Annotated in this window: 13 protein-coding genes and 1 pseudogene; 4 read left to right on the top strand and 10 right to left on the bottom strand. The window is 65.5% G+C overall.

The genetic code is table 11. The features are described 5' to 3' along the window. Nucleotides 1-11: 11 nt before the first annotated feature. The 3 genes from UB48_RS14020 to UB48_RS14010 form a co-directional block, all read right to left on the bottom strand. Nucleotides 12-3,779 carry a nitrate reductase subunit alpha gene (locus UB48_RS14020; protein WP_045198012.1) on the bottom strand — a complete coding sequence of 1,256 codons (3,768 nt, stop codon included), beginning with the start codon at nucleotides 3,777-3,779 and terminating at the stop codon, nucleotides 12-14. A 73-nt stretch (nucleotides 3,780-3,852) separates the two neighbouring features. Further along, nucleotides 3,853-5,250: a NarK family nitrate/nitrite MFS transporter gene (locus UB48_RS14015; RefSeq protein WP_045198011.1), complete on the bottom strand. Its 1,398-nt coding sequence runs from the start codon at nucleotides 5,248-5,250 to the stop codon at nucleotides 3,853-3,855. Next, nucleotides 5,237-6,532: a nitrate/nitrite transporter gene (locus tag UB48_RS14010; RefSeq protein ID WP_045198009.1), complete on the bottom strand. Its 1,296-nt coding sequence runs from the start codon at nucleotides 6,530-6,532 to the stop codon at nucleotides 5,237-5,239. The genes UB48_RS14015 and UB48_RS14010 overlap by 14 nt, the downstream gene beginning before the upstream one ends. A 315-nt stretch (nucleotides 6,533-6,847) precedes the next feature. Here UB48_RS14010 and UB48_RS14005 point away from each other — a divergent pair, with 315 nt between their 5' ends. From UB48_RS14005 to UB48_RS13995, 3 genes are all read left to right on the top strand, one after another. Then, entirely contained in the window at nucleotides 6,848-8,650 is a 1,803-nt protein-coding gene (locus tag UB48_RS14005) for a HAMP domain-containing protein (RefSeq protein WP_045198008.1), read from the top strand. Next, nucleotides 8,647-9,294 (top strand): two-component system response regulator NarL, encoded by a 648-nt coding sequence (gene narL / locus UB48_RS14000; protein ID WP_045198006.1) that lies wholly within the window; start codon nucleotides 8,647-8,649, stop codon nucleotides 9,292-9,294. Before UB48_RS14005 ends, narL begins: the two co-directional genes overlap by 4 nt. Before the next feature lie 89 nt (nucleotides 9,295-9,383). After that, the gene (locus UB48_RS13995; RefSeq protein WP_045198004.1) at nucleotides 9,384-10,061 is read left to right on the top strand and encodes a Crp/Fnr family transcriptional regulator; all 678 of its coding nucleotides are present in this window, start codon (nucleotides 9,384-9,386) and stop codon (nucleotides 10,059-10,061) included. Here UB48_RS13995 and UB48_RS13990 read toward each other — a convergent pair. From UB48_RS13990 to norR, 7 genes are all read right to left on the bottom strand, one after another. Then, nucleotides 10,058-10,552, bottom strand: a complete 495-nt coding sequence (locus UB48_RS13990; RefSeq protein WP_045198001.1) for an SCP2 domain-containing protein — start codon at nucleotides 10,550-10,552, stop codon at nucleotides 10,058-10,060. The genes UB48_RS13995 and UB48_RS13990 overlap by 4 nt on opposite strands. Further along, the gene (locus UB48_RS13985) at nucleotides 10,546-11,436 is read right to left on the bottom strand and encodes a U32 family peptidase (protein ID WP_045197999.1); all 891 of its coding nucleotides are present in this window, start codon (nucleotides 11,434-11,436) and stop codon (nucleotides 10,546-10,548) included. The genes UB48_RS13990 and UB48_RS13985 overlap by 7 nt, the downstream gene beginning before the upstream one ends. 10 nt (nucleotides 11,437-11,446) lie before the next feature. Further along, nucleotides 11,447-12,442 carry a peptidase U32 family protein gene (locus tag UB48_RS13980; RefSeq protein ID WP_045197996.1) on the bottom strand — a complete coding sequence of 332 codons (996 nt, stop codon included), beginning with the start codon at nucleotides 12,440-12,442 and terminating at the stop codon, nucleotides 11,447-11,449. 127 nt (nucleotides 12,443-12,569) lie between these two features. Further along, nucleotides 12,570-13,805, bottom strand: coding sequence for a gephyrin-like molybdotransferase Glp (gene glp, locus UB48_RS13975; protein WP_045197994.1), 1,236 nt, complete (start codon nucleotides 13,803-13,805; stop codon nucleotides 12,570-12,572). Next, the gene (moaB, locus tag UB48_RS13970) at nucleotides 13,802-14,356 is read right to left on the bottom strand and encodes a molybdenum cofactor biosynthesis protein B (protein ID WP_045197992.1); all 555 of its coding nucleotides are present in this window, start codon (nucleotides 14,354-14,356) and stop codon (nucleotides 13,802-13,804) included. The genes glp and moaB overlap by 4 nt, the downstream gene beginning before the upstream one ends. An 89-nt stretch (nucleotides 14,357-14,445) precedes the next feature. Next, entirely contained in the window at nucleotides 14,446-15,093 is a 648-nt protein-coding gene (gene pdxH, locus UB48_RS13965; RefSeq protein ID WP_045197989.1) for a pyridoxamine 5'-phosphate oxidase, read from the bottom strand. A gap of 81 nt (nucleotides 15,094-15,174) precedes the next feature. Beyond that, nucleotides 15,175-16,695, bottom strand: coding sequence for a nitric oxide reductase transcriptional regulator NorR (norR, locus tag UB48_RS13960; protein WP_045197987.1), 1,521 nt, complete (start codon nucleotides 16,693-16,695; stop codon nucleotides 15,175-15,177). 159 nt (nucleotides 16,696-16,854) lie between these two features. Between norR and UB48_RS13955 the strand changes: the two are divergent. After that, nucleotides 16,855-17,298 (top strand): annotated as a pseudogene (locus tag UB48_RS13955) (hemerythrin domain-containing protein); the annotation flags it as partial. Nucleotides 17,299-17,389 lie beyond the last annotated feature (91 nt).

Below are 17,389 nucleotides of genomic sequence, written 5' to 3'. Positions count from 1 at the left end.
GACAGTGCTCCTTATTCCATCTCGGTCGGCAGCGGACGGGGCAGCTCATCGCCGCGCGAGCCGTCGAGCCAGTCGACCTTGGCCATCTTGCGCACCACGACGAATTCATCGCGGTTGCAGCCGACCGTGCCGTAATAGTTGAAGCCATAGGCCTGTTGCGCGTAGCCGCCGATCATGTGGGTCGGCTTGAGCACCACGCGGGTGACCGAGTTGTGGTGGCCGCCGCGGGTTTTGGTGGTCTCGGCGCCGGGCACGTTCACGATCCGTTCCTGGGCGTGGTACATCATCACCATGCCCTCCTTGACCCGTTGGCTGACCACCGCCCGCGCAGTCAGCGCGCCGTTGGCGTTGAAGCACTCGATCCAGTCGTTGTCCTCGATGCCGGCCTTCTTCGCATCAATCTCCGAGAGCCAGACGATCGGCCCGCCACGGCTCAGGGTGAGCATCAGCAGGTTGTCGCTGTAGGTGCTGTGGATGCCCCACTTCTGGTGCGGGGTGATCCAGTTCAGGACGATCTCGGTCTCGCCGTTGCTGCGCTTGTCTTTTACCCCGGCGATGGTGCGGGTGTTGACCGGTGGCCGGTAGCTCATCAACTGCTCGCCGAACGCCTGCATCCACGGGTGATCCTGGTAGAACTGCTGGCGGCCGGTGATGGTCCGCCACGGGATGTTCTCGTGGACGTTGGTGTAGCCGGCGTTATAGCTGACGTGATCGTCCTCGAGCCCCGACCAGGTCGGGCTGGAGATGATCTTGCGCGGCTGCGCCTGAATGTCGCGAAAGCGGATCGCTTCGTGGGCCTTGGACAGCGCCAGGTGGCTGTGGTCGATGCCGGTGAACTGCGACAGCGCCGCCCAGGCCTTGACCGCCACGTGGCCATTGGTTTCCGGGGCCAGCGAGAGGATGACTTCCGCCGCATCGATCGCGGTATCGATCTTCGGTCGGCCCAGGCTGATGCCTGCCTCGACTTCGCGGTAGTTCAGCTCACCGAGAAACTTCACTTCTTCATCGGTGTTCCAGTTGATGCCCTTGCCGCCATTGCCGAGTTTTTCCAGCAGCGGGCCGAGCGAGGTGAACTGCTTGTAGATGTTCGGGTAGTCGCGCTCGACCACCTGCAGGTTCGGTGCGTTCTTGCCCGGCTGCGGGGCGACGCCGGCGGTTTTCCAGTCGGTGCCGCCAAACGGCTGGGCCAGCTCGCCGACGCTGTCATGCATCAGCGGCACGGTGACCAGGTCCTGCTCGACGCCCAGGTGCCCTTCGGCCATGGCCGAGAAGGCCTTGGCGATACCCTTGTAGATCTCCCAGTCCGAGCGCGATTCCCAGGCCGGGTCAATGGCCGCCGACAGCGGGTGGATGAACGGGTGCATGTCCGAGGTGTTCATGTCGTCCTTCTCGTACCAGGTCGCGGTCGGCAGGACGATGTCGGAATACACGCAGGTCGAAGACATGCGGAAATCCAGGGTAGTCACCAGGTCGAGCTTGCCGATGGCGCCGTCGTCGACCCATTCGGCCTCTTGCGGCTTGCAGTCGCCGACCTGGCCGATGTCTTCGTTCATCACCCCGTTACGGGTGCCGAGCAGGTACTTGAGCATGTACTCGTGGCCCTTGCCGGACGAGCCGAGCAAGTTGGAACGCCAGATGAACATGTTGCGCGGGAAGTTCACCGGGTTGTCCGGCTGCTCGCAGGCAAAGCGTAGGCTGCCTTCGTGCAGGCCCTTGACCACGTAGTCCTTGGGCGCCATGCCGGCCGCGGCGGCGTCGCGGCAGATGTGCAGCGGGTTGGTGTTGAGCTGCGGCGCACTGGGCAGCCAGCCGGCGCGTTCGGCGCGGATGTTGTAGTCCAGGGCGTGTTCGGGAAACTCGCGCTTGTCGGCCAGCGGCGAGAGCACGTCGTGCATGCTCATCTTCTCGTGGCGCCATTGCGAGCTGTGGGCGTAGAAGAAGCTGGTGCCGTTCATCTGCCGTGGCGGCCGGCTCCAGTCCAGGCCAAAGGCCAGCGGCAGCCAGCCACACTGCGGGCGCAGTTTTTCCTGGCCGACGTAGTGGGCCCAGCCGCCACCGGTCTGGCCGACGCAACCGCAGAGCATGAGCATGTTGATCAGCCCGCGGTAGTTCATGTCCATGTGGTACCAGTGGTTCATCGCCGCGCCGACGATAATCATCGAGCGGCCACAGGTCTTGTCGGCGTTGTCGGCAAACTCGCGGGCGATCTGGATGGCTTTCTCGCGGCTGACGCCGGTGATCTGCTCCTGCCAGGCCGGGGTGCCGGGCACGCTGGCGTCGTCGTAGTCACGGGCCACATTGGCGCCGCCCAGGCCACGGTCGATGGCAAGGTTGGCCGCAGACAGGTCGAACACCGTGGCGACCTTGACCTGGCTACCGTCGGCCAGGGTCAGGCTGCGCACCGGCACGCGGCGGTACTGCACGGCGTCGCCGGCGACATGCTGGAAGTGCTCGTGGCTCTCGCCGGCAAAGTACGGGAAGGCCACTTCGGCGACGTCGCCACCGATCAGGCTCAGGGTCAGGTCGATCTCGCGGCCTTCGCCGCCTTCACGGGCAAGGATGTTCCACTTGCCCTGCTCGCCCCAGCGGTAGCCAATCGAACCCTGGGGCGAGACCAGTTCGCCGTCGGCGTCCAGGGCAATGGTTTTCCACTCGGGGTTGTTGTCCTGGCCAAGGTTGTTTGCCAGGTCCGAGGCGCGCAGGAAGCGGTCCGGCTGATAGCCGTTGCCCGGCGCCGTGCCGAGCATCGGCTTGAGCAGCACCAGCACCGGCAGGTCGGTGTAGCGCTTGGCGTACTCGGTAAAGTAGGCGCTGGGCCGGTCGAGGTGAAATTCCTTGAAGATCACATGGTTGAAGGCCTGGGCCAGGGCGGCGTCGGTACCCTGCTTGGGGTTGAGCCACAGGTCGGTGAGCTTGGCCACTTCCGAATAGTCGGGGGTGATGGCCACGGTCTTGGTGCCCTTGTAGCGCACCTCGGTGAAAAAGTGCGCATCCGGGGTGCGGGTCTGCGGAACGTTGGAGCCCCAGGCGATGATGTAGTTGGAGTTGTACCAGTCGGCCGATTCCGGCACGTCGGTCTGCTCGCCCCAGACCATCGGCGAGGCCGGCGGCAGGTCGCAGTACCAGTCGTAGAAGCTCAGGCAGGTGCCGCCCAGCAGCGACAGGTAGCGGGCACCGGCGGCGTAGCTGACCATCGACATCGCCGGGATCGGCGAGAAGCCCACCACCCGGTCGGGGCCGTATTGCTTGATGGTGTAGACGTTGGCGGCGGCGATGATCTCGGTGACTTCATCCCAGCTGGAGCGAATGAAGCCGCCCATGCCGCGCTTGCTCTTGTAGCTGTCGGCCTTGGCCTGGTTCTCGACGATGCTGGCCCAGGCTTCGACCGGCGCCAGGCTCTGGCGCGCCTCACGCCACAATTTGAGCAGCGGCTTGCGGATCTTCGGGTACTTCAGGCGGTTGGCGCTGTAGATGTACCAGCTGTAGCTGGCCCCCCGCGGGCAGCCGCGCGGCTCGTGATTGGGCAGGTCGTTGCGGGTACGCGGGTAGTCGGTCTGCTGGGTTTCCCAGGTGATCAGGCCGTTCTTCACATAAATCTTCCACGAGCAGGAACCGGTGCAGTTGACCCCGTGGGTGGAGCGCACGATCTTGTCGTACTGCCAGCGCGAACGGTAGACGTTCTCCCAGTCGCGCGACTCTTTGCGGGTTTCGCCATGACCGTCGGCGAATTCGCCCTGCTTGCGATTGAAGAACCGCAGTTGATCCAGTAAATGACTCATGGTGCTTTCCTCTCAGGCTTGCGGCTGCGGGGTTCTGCGCCCCGCCCGGGCAAGGTGTGAATTCGGGGTTCTGTCAGCAGGGGGTCGCAGCGCCTTTGCGTGCGTACCACCACCAGGTCACGACGATGCAGCTCAGGTAAAAGCCGACGAACAGGTAGAAGGCCATCTGCGGGCCACCGGTCAGGGCCATGGAGGTGCCGAAGGTCTTGGGGATGAAGAACGCGCCGAAGGCGCCCATCGCCGAGCTGAAGCCCAGCACTGCGGCCGATTCCTTGCCGGCGTTCTTCAGCGCCTGTTCGCGGGCGGCGGCGCCTTTGCCGCTGGCGGCCTGTTCGTGCAGGGTGCGAAAGATCACCGGGATCATGCGGAAGGTCGATCCGTTGCCGATGCCGGTGGTGATGAACAGCAGCATGAACATGCCGAGAAAGCCGTAGAAGTTGCTGCTCTCGCCCTGGGCGGGGATGAACGCCAGCACGCCGAAGACCATGACGATCATCAGCACGAAGTTCCACAGGGTCACCCGTGCGCCGCCGAGCTTGTCGGCCAGCCAGCCGCCCAGCGGGCGCACCAGGGCGCCAACCAACGGGCCGAGGAAGGCGAAGGTCAGGGCGTTGACCTGCGGGAAGGCGGTCTTGATCAGCAGCGGAAAGGCTGCGGAAAAACCGATGAACGAGCCGAAGGTGGCCAGGTACAACCAGCACATCAGCCAGTTGTGCTTGCGCTTGAAGATCACCGCCTGCTCGCTGAACGAAGCCTTGGCGCTGGACAGATCGTTCATGCCGAACCAGGCCAGCACCGTGACCAGGACAATGAACGGCACCCAGATGAAACCTGCGTTCTGCAGCCACAGCTGGCCGCCGTCGGCGAGTGCCTGCGGCTGGCCACCGAGGGCGCCGAACAGGCCGAAGGTGATCACCAGCGGCACACAGAACTGCATCACCGAAACGCCGAGGTTACCCAGCCCGGCGTTCAGGCCCAGGGCGGTGCCCTGCTGCGACTTGGGGTAGAAAAAGCTGATATTGGACATGCTCGAAGCGAAGTTGCCGCCGCCAAAGCCGCACAGCAGCGCGATGATCACGAACACGCTGTAGGGGGTGTTCGGGTCTTGCACGGCAAAGCCCATCCACAGCGACGGTGCCAGCAGCGAGGCGGTGCTCAGGGCAGTCCAGCGCCGGCCGCCAAAGATCGGCACCATGAACGAGTAGAACACCCGCAAGGTCGCCCCCGAGAGCCCGGGCAAGGCGGCCAGCCAGAACAACTGGTCAGTGCTGAAAGTAAAGCCGATGGCATTCAGGCGCACGATCACCGTGCTCCACACCATCCACACGGCAAAGGCCAGCAGCAGTGCGGGGATCGAGATCCACAGGTTGCGGGTGGCGGTCTGCTTGCCGCTTTGCCCCCAGAACGCGGGGTCTTCCGGGCGCCAGTCGTGAATCACCGGGCCTTGGTCAGGCTGTTTAAGAACCGACATGGTCTTCTCCTTGGGCAATGCTGGAAAACGGGGGCGTTACGGCTGCGGGCTGTCTGCCCAGCAGCGGGCGCTTGCGGATTTCGCTGAAGTACATCCAGGTGAGCGAGACCCAGACCACGCCGTACATCAACATGAAGCAGGAGGAGCGCACGCCGGTGAGGTCGACCAGCGCGCCGAACAGGATCGGCAGAATGAAGCCGCCCAGGCCGCCGGCCAGGCCGACAATGCCGGACACCGCGCCCATGTTCTGCGGGTAGTCGTTGGCGATGTACTTGAACACCGAGGCCTTGCCGAAGGCGAAGGCGATGCCCATGACGAACAGCAGCACGGTGAACAGCGCAGGGTTGAGGCCGATGTGAAAGTCCAGCGGGCCGTTGATGGTCTGCACCTGCAGCTGGGTTTGCGGGTACGAGAGCAGGAACAGGCAGATCCAGCTGACCCACAGCACCCACCAGGTCACGCTCTGCGCGCCCCAACGGTCCGACATCCAGCCGCCGACGGCGCGCAGCACGCCACCCGGCAGTGAGAAGCAGGCGGCCAGCAGCGCCGCGCTTTGCAGGCTGAAGCCGTATTCCTGGACGTAGTACTTGGTCATCCACAGCGCCAGGGCCACGTAGCCGCCGAAGACGATCGAGTAGTACTGGCAGTAGCGCCACACCGCAGGCTCGGCCAGGGCCTTGAGCTGCTCGCCAAGGCTCGCACCGCTGGCGCTGCGATGGGCCTTGTTGTCGGCACTGAGCAACCAGAACAGCAGCGCGGTAATGAACAGGATGGCGCTGAACACCTTCGGCACCAGCTGCCAGCTGCCGGCGGCAATCAGTGCCGGGGCGAGGAACTTGGTGACCGCGGCGCCTGCGTTGCCGGCACCGAAAATGCCCATGGCCAGGCCCTGGTTGTCTTGCTCGAACCACTTGGCAACATAGGCGATGCCCACCGAGAACGAGCCACCGGCCAGGCCGACGAACAAACCCAGGACCAGGAACTGCCAGTACGCCGTAGCGTGGCTGATCAGGTACAGCGGCAGCACGCAGGCGAGCATCAACAGGAAGAACACGCTGCGCCCGCCAAAGCGGTCGGTGAGCATGCCCAGCGGCAGGCGCACCAGCGAGCCGGTCAGTACCGGGGTGGCGGCCAGCAGGCCGAACTGGGTTTCGTTGAGCTGAAGCAGGTCCTTGATCGGCACGCCGAGCACGGCAAACATCATCCAGACCATGAAGCAGACGGTGAAGGCCAGCGTACTCATGCCCAATACCAGGCCTTGGCGTATTCGCGGTTGAGTCATCTCGGGTCTCCAGTCAGGTAGCCATGGCCGGCAGACTAGAGAGGCAAACCCCGATAAAACTTGACCCCGATCAAAGAAGCCCTGGCGCCCCTGGGCCTATGCTTGTACTGCCTACCTCCAACGAGGTAGCGCCGAAAAACCTCTAAACCCTTTGTTTATCAGGGCCTTGTCAAGTTTCTCAGCGCCATCGCAAGAAATCTGACAGTTGCAAACTCTTTAGAGGTAGAGCGCCAGGGAAGGCTGCGAAACGATCAGCTGCAACACCCTGGAGTGCTCCATGTACCGTTTTCCACTCATCGCCCCCGGCCGCCGTCCATGATCGGCTGGCTGCGCAGCTCGTTGCCCGCGCGCGCCGGCCTGGCGGTGATCCTGATTGCCGTGCTGGCCCTGGCCAGCTCGCTCAGCGCCGGCCTGATCGCCTGGTTCAGCCAGGGCGATGCGGCGGCGATCAATACCGCAGGCTCGGTGCGCATGGAGACCTACCACCTGAGCTGGAAGCTCGCCGCCGGTGCCGAGCCTGCCGAGCTTGAGCGCATCCGCGACAGCCTGCAGCAACGGCTCAACAGCCCGGCCCTGCAAGCGGTGCTCGAAGACGGCAAGAACCTTGAACTGCAGGCCAGCTACCAGCGCTTGCAGGACTACTGGCAGAACACCCTGTTGCCAGCCTTGCAGCGCGACGACGCCGCCACGTTTCAGGCCAGCACCCTGCCCTTCGTCAACCAGCTCAACCAATTTGTCAGCCTGCTGCAGCGCCAGAGCGAGCATAAGCAGGGCTGGCAGCAAGTGATCCAGGGTGCGGCGCTGTTCACCACCATGATCGTCCTGCTGTTCGGCCTGTACGAGCTGCAGTACAACGTCATCACGCCGCTCAAGGAATTGGTCGACGCCACCCAGCGCTTTCGCCGTGGCGAGTTCCAGGCGCGGGTCAATCATCAGTCGGCAGACGAACTCGGCGAATTGGCCACCCGCTTCAACGCCATGGCCGAAACCATCGAACACTCGCACCGCACGCTGCAAAGCCAGGTGCAGCAAAAAACCCTCAACCTGCAGCAGGCCAATGCCGCCCTTGAACTGCTGTACCAGAGCAGCCGCAGCCTGGCCACGCGGCTGGCCAACGCCGAGGGTCTGGATGAGCTGATCCGGCGCTTTCAGCAGCGCTTGCCGGGCCTGCGCCTGTCGCTGTGCCTGCAAGGCCAGTTGCAGGCCCCGGCCCAGCAACTGCTGGCCCTGCATGGCGCCGCCAGCCGCAAGATCTGCGCCAGCAGCGACTGCGCCAGTTGCCAGCGCCACCAGCGCACCCTGCGCCATACCTTCAGCATCAGCAACCAGGGCAGCACCCTCGGTGAACTGAAGGCGCACTTTATCGACGGCCACGAGCCGCAAGCCTGGGAAACCGAGCTGATCCAGGCCCTGGCCAACCTGATCGGCACCTCGCTGTCGCTCAAGCGCCAGCGCGAACAGGACCATCGCCTGGTGCTGCTCGAAGAACGCGCGATCATCGCCCGCGAGCTGCACGATTCGCTGGCCCAGGCGCTGTCGTACATGAAGCTGCAGGTCAGCCGCATGCAAACCCTGATGCGCCGTGGCGAGCCGGTGGCAACCCTTGAGAACGTCACCGCCGAGCTGCGCGAAGGCCTGAACAACGCCTACCGGCAGTTGCGCGAACTGCTCACCACCTTTCGCCTGCAGATCCATGACGCAGGCCTGGTGCAGGAACTCAAGGACACCGCCGAGGAGTTCTCCCGCCGGGGCGAGTTCCAGGTGCACCTGCACGTCGACAGCCTGGCCTTCGAGCTGTCGGCCAGCGAACAGATCCACATTCTGCAGATCACCCGCGAGGCGCTGTCCAACTGCCTGCGCCATGCCCATGCGCAAAACGCCTGGCTGCAATTGCGCCAGCACGGCGAGCAGGTCTGCCTGTCGATCGAGGACGATGGCCGTGGTTTCAGCGCCACTCACGACCTGCGCGAACACCACGGCCTGAACATCATGGACGAGCGGGCGCGCAGCCTGCGCGGCCAGTTGCAGATTGTTGGCCGGACGCCGCAAGGCACCCGGGTACAGATGGAATTTCGCCCGGAATTTCTCGGGCACTTGAACGAAGGTAACCCTGTATGACCCCCTCCCCGCGCTACCGGATACTGCTGGTCGACGACCACCCGATGATGCGCCATGGCATTCGCCAGATGCTTGAACTGGAAGACGACTTCGAGATCGTCGGCGAGGCCAGCCACGGCGAACAAGCCCTGGCCCTGATCGCGCCGCTGCAACCTGACCTGCTGCTGCTGGACAACAACATGCCGCAGATGAACGGCATCGAAACCCTGCGCCATCTGCGCAGCCAGGGCTTTGCCGGCAAGGTGCTGCTGTTTACCGTGTCCGATGCCGAAGACGATATCCGCGCTGCCCTGCGCCTGGACGCCGACGGCTACCTGCTCAAGGACATGGAGCCGGAGCTGTTGATCCAGTACATCCGCGACGCCATGAACGGCGCCCTGGTGATCAGCCCGGGGCTGACCCGGGTCATGGCCCAGGCCCTGCGCTCACCGCCGCGCCAGGCCGACGTCGAGCTCACCGAACGCGAACGCCAGGTACTGAAAACCATCGCCAGCGGCTACAGCAACAAGGTCATCGGCCACAAGCTGGGGATCACCGAAGGCACGGTCAAGGTGCATGTGAAGAACCTGCTGCACAAGCTCGGCCTGCGCTCGCGGGTGGAGGCGGCGGTGTGGGCCCTTGAGCACCTGCGCCACAGTGCCTGAGCCGGCGACTGCCCCTTTGGAGGTAGACCGGCAGAGGCATAGGCCGCCGGCGCCACGGGTTCTACCATAGGCGTCAGCGGAGGTACGCCATGCTGACCCACCCTTCTAGCGTTCTGCTTTTACGTCGCCATCACCTGTTCAGCCAACTGCCGGAGAAAGTCTTCGAAGCCGTCTGCAGCCTGGCCATGCTCCGGCGCCTGGGCTGTCACGACACGCTCATGCACCAGGGCGACCCGGCCAAGCGCTTCTTCTTGCTGGTCAGCGGCCAGATCAAGCTGTACCGGCTCAGCGCCGAGGGCCAGGAACACCTGGTGGAGATCATCCAGCCGGGCCAGACCTTTGCCGAGGCGCTGCTGTTCAGCCAGGCGCGCAGCTACCCGGTGACGGCCACGGCGCTCAAGGATTGCCTGCTGATCAGCATCGACGGCGGCCACTACCGCAACGCCCTGGAAGACCAGCCGCAGGTCTGCCTGGCGATCCTGGCGAGCATGAGCATCCACCTGCATCAGCGCCTCAAGGACATCGACACCCTGACCTCGGCCAGCGCCAGCCGACGGGTGATCAACTTTTTGCTGCAGGAGTGCGACCCGGACAGCGGCCGGCTCGAGTTGCAGGTGTCCAAGCGCCTGGTGGCCTCCAAGCTGGGGATCCAGCCGGAGACCTTTTCGCGCACCCTGCACCGCCTGGTGGAACGCGGCCTGATCGCCATGGAGCGGCGCAGCATCCAGATCCTCAACACCGATGATCTGGCCGGCTACACGGGCTAGCCCGCGCGCCGGCGCTGCCCAGAGCTTGCCGCCAGGCCCTTGCCGGCGCGTTCCAGGTTGCGCCACAACCACACCGGCAGCACCTCGGGGTCGAGGCTGTCGATCAGGTTTTTCAGGGTCAGGCCCAGCTCGGTGTCGCCTTCGATCACCAGGCGGCGGCGAAAGAACAGGGTGTCCGGGTCTTCCTGACGGCTGGCCAGCAACAGGAACTCGCGCCAGTTGCCGCGAATGGTCACATCGGCCCTGGCCCGCTCGGCGATCTGCAGGCCCTCGCGGGTGCGCGTCAGGTACCAGGTCAGGTCGAGGTCAGGGATGCGCAGGCACAGCCAGCGCCCGCGCAACAGGTCGAACTCGCCGTCGCGCAAGGGCTCGGCCAGACAGCGGTTGAGCGCCTGCTGCAAGGCCACGCGCTGGATCACAAAAGGCACCTTGCGCACCAACGGCAGGACCTTGTCGGCGCCTTTGAGCAGCCATTGCGTACGGTTCAGCACAGGCCCACCTCCTCGACCCGCAACATGCCCGCCTGGCCATGCCAGTAGCCGTTGCAGCCGTCGACACAGAGCGGCGGCGCCTCGCCCTGGCGCACCCGGGCAAAGGCCTCGATCACCTCGGCCATGCCCTGGGCGCGCGGGCTCAGGCGCAGCAGGTCGGCGCCGCAGGCTTGCAACCCGGCATAGTCGGCCAGCAGGTTGGTGACTTCGGCGGACATGGTCTGGATGCCGTTGAGGGTGAACAGCGCCTGGCCTTCCTGGCTGCTCAGGGCCAGGCCATCGGGGTAGTTGATGCAACAGAACTGGCAGTCATCCTTGGGCCGGTTTTCCGCCCGCGCGGTAAAGCAGCGCGCCGAATAGGCCAGCGGCAGGTGGCCATAGGCAAAGACCTCGACCTCGGGCAGTTCACGGCCCAGTTCAACGGCCTGGTCGAGCACCGCGCGAATCAGCGCCGCCGAGCACTCCACGGGCGGCACCCAGCGGATCATCCCGCACTCGAGCAGCCTGGCCAGGGCATGGCCGTTGTACAGGTTGAGCGCCGGCCCGGCCACGAACGGCAGCTTGCGCTCGGCCAGGTACTGCACCGCGCCCATGTCGTTGGCCTCCACCAGCAACTCGCCGTTATCGCACAGGCGGCGCAGGCTAGAGAGCTCGGACGCAGCTTCGATCAGGGTCAGGCTCGACAGCACGATCTGCGCCGGGCTGCAGGCCTGTAGCTCGCGGCCCAGGCCCAGCCAGTGGTCGAGGTTCATCGCCCGGCGTTTCGAGCAGACGGTTTCCCCCAGGTAAATCACATCCAGGGGCAAAGCCGACATTTCGCTGTAGAAACGCCCCAATTGTTCCTTGTCCCAGTAGTACAACACGGGTCCCAGGCTGAGCTTCATGTGCAGTCCCTCATTGCCATGATCGATGGTAAGCACCCAGGGTGGTCTGGCTGCCTTCGGACAAACCGGCCAGCACCTGGCGCCACTGCGCCTTGACCGTGAAGCGTTGCGGCGCCAGGCGGTGGGCGTCGAGCGCGGCGCGCCAGACCTGGGTGACCTGCTCGACATACGCCGGGCTGCGCTGACGGCCTTCGATCTTGACCGCCTCGACGCCCATGGCGGCGAGCTCTGGCAGCAGGTCGAGGGTGTCGAGGCTGGTGGGCTCTTCCAGGGCGTGGAAGCGCTTGCCACCGACCATAAAGCGGCCCTTGCACAAGGTCGGGTAGCCGGCGGGTTCGTCAGCTTGATAGCGGTCGATCAGCACCTCGCTCAGGCGCGCGCTGAGGCCATCGGCATCTTCGCTCCAGCGCACCGCCTTGGCCGGCGAACACACGCCGCACAGGTTCGGCGACTCGCCGGTGATGTACGAGGACAGGTGGCAGCGCCCTTCGGCCATGATGCACAGGCTGCCGAAGGCGAACACCTCGATCGGTACCGTGGTGCTGGCAGCGACCTGACGCACCTGGGCCAGCGACAGCACCCGCGGCAGCACGGCGCGGCGAATGTTGTAGTGCTGGGCGTAGAACGCCAGGGCGCTGGCATTGGTGGCCGAGCCTTGCACCGAGAGGTGCAGGCTCAACTGCGGGTGGCGCTTGGCGGCGTAGCCGAGCACCCCCGGGTCGGCGGCAATCAGCGCATCGACGCCATGGTCGGCGGCGCGGTCCACCGCCCGCTGCCAGCGCTCCCAACCCAGCGGTTGCGGGTAGGTGTTGACCGCGACATAGAGCTTGCGATTGTGCTGGCGGATATGGGCGACGGCGGCGTCGAACTGCTTGTCGTCCATGTTCAGGCCGGCGAAATGGCGGGCGTTGGTGTCATCGCGAAAGCCGACATACACCGCATCGGCGCCTTGGCGCACCGCGGCTTTGAGCGCAGGCAGGTTGCCTGCCGGGCAGACCAGTTGCATGGGTTTTCCTCATCAAAGAAACCTATCTCCACTGGCCTGCGCGGTTGACACAGGCCCGGAGCACTGGAAAAAGCGCTGCCAGTCTAGCCAGCGCCTCCAGCAGAACCTTGACGGCAATCAAGGCCACTCACTGCATCAGCTCGGCAAATGACAAAAACGGTACGCTGTCGTGTTTGTGCACCTGTTGCTCGCACTCCACCAGCGCCAGGCCGTCGGCCCAGCAGGCGGCGCTGAGCATCGCCGAACTTTGCTGCGGGTGCAGTTGCACGCTGGACTGGCCGTTGGCCTCGGGCAACAAGCGCGCCCGCAGGTACTGGCGGCGCTTGTTACGCTGCAGCCAGTCAAAACCCGCCGGCAGCGCCACGGGCCGTGGCAGCACGTCACGCACGCCCTGGGCGCGCAGCAGCAAGGGCCTTACCACCACCAGCGCAGTGATCAGTGCTGCGGCCGGGTTGCCCGGCATGCCGATCCACGGCCGCCCCGCCACCTCGCCAAAGGCCAGGGGCTTGCCCGGCTGGATCGCCAGGCGCCAGAAATCGACACGGCCCAGCGCCTGGATGGCTTGCTTGAGGTGATCTTCCTCGCCCACTGACACGCCGCCAGAAGTCAGCAGCAGGTCGCACTCAGCCGCCGCCAGGTTCAGCGCGTGCTTGCTGGCCGCCAGCTCATCGGCCATCACCCCGTAGTCATGCACCTCCACGCCCCAGCCTTGCAACAGGGCCGTCAGGCAATAGCGGTTGCTGTTGTAGATCTGCCCCGGGGCCAGCGGCTGGCCGGGTTCACGCAGCTCGTCGCCGCTGCTCAGCAAAGCGACGCGCAAGGGCCGATGGACCTCGACCCAGGCCAGCCCCGAGGCGGCCAGCAGGCCCAGCTCCTGGGCGCGCAGGCGCTTGCCGGCCTGCAGCAGCAGATGACCTTCGCGCACCTCTTCGCCGGCCTTGCGCACATGCGCGCCAAGGCTTGCGGCCGGCAGCCAGACCTGCTCGCCGTCAACCCGGCACAGCTCTTGCGGGGCCACCGTGTCGGCGCCTGGCGGCAAGGGTGCGCCGGTAAAGATGCGCACCGCCTGGCCTGGCTGCAATGCAGTACTGGCCTGCTGGCCGGCAGCGATGCGCCCGGCCAGGGTCAGGCAACCGCCCGCCGCAGGCAAGTCGGCGGCCCTGAAGGCAAAACCGTCCATGGCGCTGTTATCCCCGCCCGGCAGGCTGCGCGGGGCGTGGATATCGGCCGCCAGCACCCGGCCCAGGGCCTGCTCCAGCAAAACCATCTGCGCCGCCGGTGGGGGTGGCGCCTGTTCGAGCAAATGGCGGATCGCCTGGTCGACCGGGATCAACTTGCCGCTGTCGCACACGCGCCCGCTCATGGCCGCGTCCCACAGGCGTCGATGGCCTGCTCGGGTTGAGCCTTGAGATGCGGGGCGAAATTGCACGGGCCGGTGCGGCTGTCGAGCTGGCTGTCGAGAATCTGCGTCCAGGCCGTGCGACAGGCGCCGGGCGAGCCCGGCACGCAGCACACCAGCACGCCATTGCTCATGCCGGCCAGCGCGCGCGACTGCAGGCTGGACATGCCGATTTCGGCCAGCGACACCTGGCGGAACAACTCGCCAAAGCCCTCGACGTGTTTGTCCAGCAACGGCAGCACCGCCTGCGGGGTGTTGTCGCGGGCGGTAAAGCCGGTGCCGCCGGTAGTCAGTACCACCTGCACCTCGGGGTCGGCGATCCAGCGCGAGAGCGTGGCGCGGATCTGGTAGATATCGTCCTTGACCAGGTCGCGCTCAAGCAGCACATGCCCGGCAGCCTGCAGCAGGTCGACAAGGGTCTGCCCCGAGCTGTCGGTATCAAAGTTGCGCGTGTCGCTGATGGTCAGCACAGCGATGTTCAGGGGTTCAAACGTGCGTTGCGCCAGATGGGCCATGGCCTGGGCTCCGGTGAGATAGGGATGGGCCCAAGCCTGAACCTAAAGCCTGGGCGAACCTATTCCTCCTTGGAGGTATCTCTTCGGGTTCAGGGCGCCAGGCGCTGGCGCGTCCATTGCCCGCCCTGATAGCGGTAGTCGAGGCGGTCGTGCAAGCGGTCGGCACGGCCTTGCCAGAACTCCATGCGTTCAGGACTCAGGCAGTAGCCGCCCCAGTGCTCGGGGCGGCGCAGGGGTTGTTCGACGAAGCGGCGAATGGTCTGCGCGAGCATTGCCTGCAGCGCGTCGCGGTCGGCCAGCGGCCGGCTTTGCGGCGACGCCCAGGCGCCCAGGCGGCTGGCTTCGGGGCGTGAATCGAAGTAAGCATCGGACAGCTGCGGGTCAAGCCGCGCCACCGGCCCTTCAATGCGAACCTGGCGCTCCAGCCCCGGCCAGAAGAAAGTCATCGCCGCATAGGGATTGGCCGCCAGCTCCTGGCCCTTGGCACTCTGGTAGTTGCCGAAGAAGGTAAAGCCCTGCTCGTCAACGCCCTTGAGCAGCAATACCCGGCAATGCGGGCGGCCAGTGGCGTCAACCGTGGCCAGGTGCATGCTGTTGGCCTCCACCGGCTCGCGCTCGGTTTCGCGGGCCTGTTGCAGCCAGTGGGCAAAGAGGCTCAGAGGCTCCAGCGGCGCTTCGGCTTCCTGCAGGCCACCGAGGGTGTAGTTGCGACGCATCTGGGCAAGGGACAACGGCATGGCGATGATCTCCTGGTTAGGTGTGCGCAGTCTGTAAGCAGCGCCACGCCCGCACCTTGACCGCCATCAACGCCAGCGGCGTTACTTGAGGCGCAAACGCCTGGCCAGTTTGTGCAGGTTGCTCGGGTCGAGCGCCAGCAGCCGCGCGGCGCTGGCCCAGTTGTCGCCGCTCAGGCGCAGGGCCTGGGCAATGGCCTGGCGCTGGCAGGCGTCGACGGCTTCGCTCAGGGAACTGAACGCCAGCGCCGGTGGTGCCCCCTGCTCTGCCACTGGCGCGGCAGCCGGCGCACTGTCGAGGTCGAGCACCTGCGGCTCCAGGGTAATGATCAGGTTGCGGCTGCCCTCGCGGCTCAGTTGCTTGAGCGCGGCGCGGCTGATTACATGCTCAAGCTCGCGCACATTGCCCGGCCAGTGGTAAGCCAGCAGCGCCCGCTCGGCCGCCGGCGACAGGCGCAAGCCGCGCAGGCCCAGGCGGGTGCGGTTGAGCTCAAGGAACTGCCCGGCAATCATCAACACATCGTCGCCGCGCTCGCGCAGCGGCGGGATCGGCAGCGGATACACCGACAGGCGATGGTAGAGGTCGGCGCGAAACAGACCGTCGCGGATGCTGTCGGGCAAGTGCCGATTGGTCGCGGCGATGATGCGCACATCCACGTGCAGCGGCTTGTCGGCGCCCAGGCGCTGGATCTCGCCGTTCTGCAACGTGCGCAGCAGCTTGGCCTGCACGCTCAGCGGCAGTTCGCCGACTTCATCAAGAAACAGCGTGCCACCGTTGGCCGCATCGAAGCGCCCGGCGCGGTCGCTGCTGGCGCCTGAAAACGCACCTTTGACATGGCCGAACAGCTCGCTTTCGGCCAGGGATTCGGGCAAGGCCGCGCAGTTGACCTGGATCAGCGGCTTGTGGCGGCGCCGCGATAAACCATGCAAGCGGCGGGCGAACAGCTCCTTGCCGACCCCGGTCTCGCCCAGCAGCAACACTGGCAGTTCGGCGTCGGCGAGCAGTTCGATCTCGTTGAGCAACTGCTGCAGCACCGGGCTGTGGCCAAGAATCTCGCTCGCTTCCAGCGGCGCACGCAGGTCCTGGGGTTCGCTGCGCGACAGGCGCAGGCTGCGGTTTTCCTGCTCCAGGCGGGTCACCCGCAGGGCCGCTTCGATCTGCAAGGTGCAGCGTTTGAGTTCATCGCGGGCAGCGCTGTCGAAGGTCCCGGGGCGCAGTGCATCGAGGGTAATCGCGCCCCAGACCTGACCCTCGACATACAGGCTCACACCCATGCAGTCGTGCACGGCCAGGGGTTCGTGCACGGCGCTGTCGAGCAGGCCATCGTAAGGGTCCGGCAGGCGGCTGTCGGGTTCGAACCAGGTCGGCTCGCGCGAAGCCATGATCGCTGCCAGGCGCGGATGCCGGGCGATCACGAAGCGCCGGCCGAGGGCTTCGTGGACCAGCCCGACGCTGGCCTGCGGGCGCAGGCTGTCGCCCTCCAGGCGCAACAGCCCGACCGCGCCGCAGTTGAAGTACTCGCGCAGGGTTTGTACCAGGCGCTGCAAGCGCACGGCATTGGGCAGTTCGACGATCAGGTCGGCGGCCAGGCTTTCACGCAGCATGGTAGTTATTACCCTCTATGGTTATCGCTACCCGCAGGCAGGCGGGTAGATTTCACCACAAGCCCGGCGCCAGACCTTGATTTCGGGCAAGTAAAGCTGGCATGGGCGATGCAATCACCCTGGGACACTTTGCCAGCAGAGCAGGCCCCCCTGATGAACCCGACCGAACTGATCGCCCATATCCTCACCCGCTACCACGATCGTCACCGTGAGCAACTGCCGGAACTGATCCGCCTGGCCCGACGCGTCGAGCAGGTCCATGGCGGCCACGCCCAGTGCCCCAACGGCCTGGCCGACCACCTGCAGGACATGCAACAGGAACTTGAAGGGCACATGCTCAAGGAGGAACAGGTGCTGTTCCCGATGTTGCAACGGGGCATGGGCCGCCAGGCGGGTGCGCCGATCCAGGTGATGCGCATGGAGCACGACCAGCATGGTGAGGCGCTGGCGCGCTTGAGCCTGTTGACCAACGACATCAGCGCGCCAGAGGGTGCCTGCACTACCTGGCGCACCCTGTACCACGGGCTGGAGGAGTTCCGCGAGGATTTGCAGCAGCACATCGAGTTGGAGAACGATGTGTTGTTCACCAACGCCCTGGCTTGATGGCTGGCCTTTGGATCTGCATGCACCAGACCTGTGGGAGCGGGACTTGCCCGCGATCGAGTGCGCAGCGCTCGTAATCCAGACGCCCCCT

Source organism: Pseudomonas sp. 2(2015), from assembly GCF_000955865.1.
In the GTDB taxonomy this organism is placed as follows: Bacteria; Pseudomonadota; Gammaproteobacteria; order Pseudomonadales; family Pseudomonadaceae; genus Aquipseudomonas.
The sequence above is the reverse complement of the archived record's forward strand: the minus strand, read 5'-3'. Positions and strand labels throughout refer to the sequence as shown.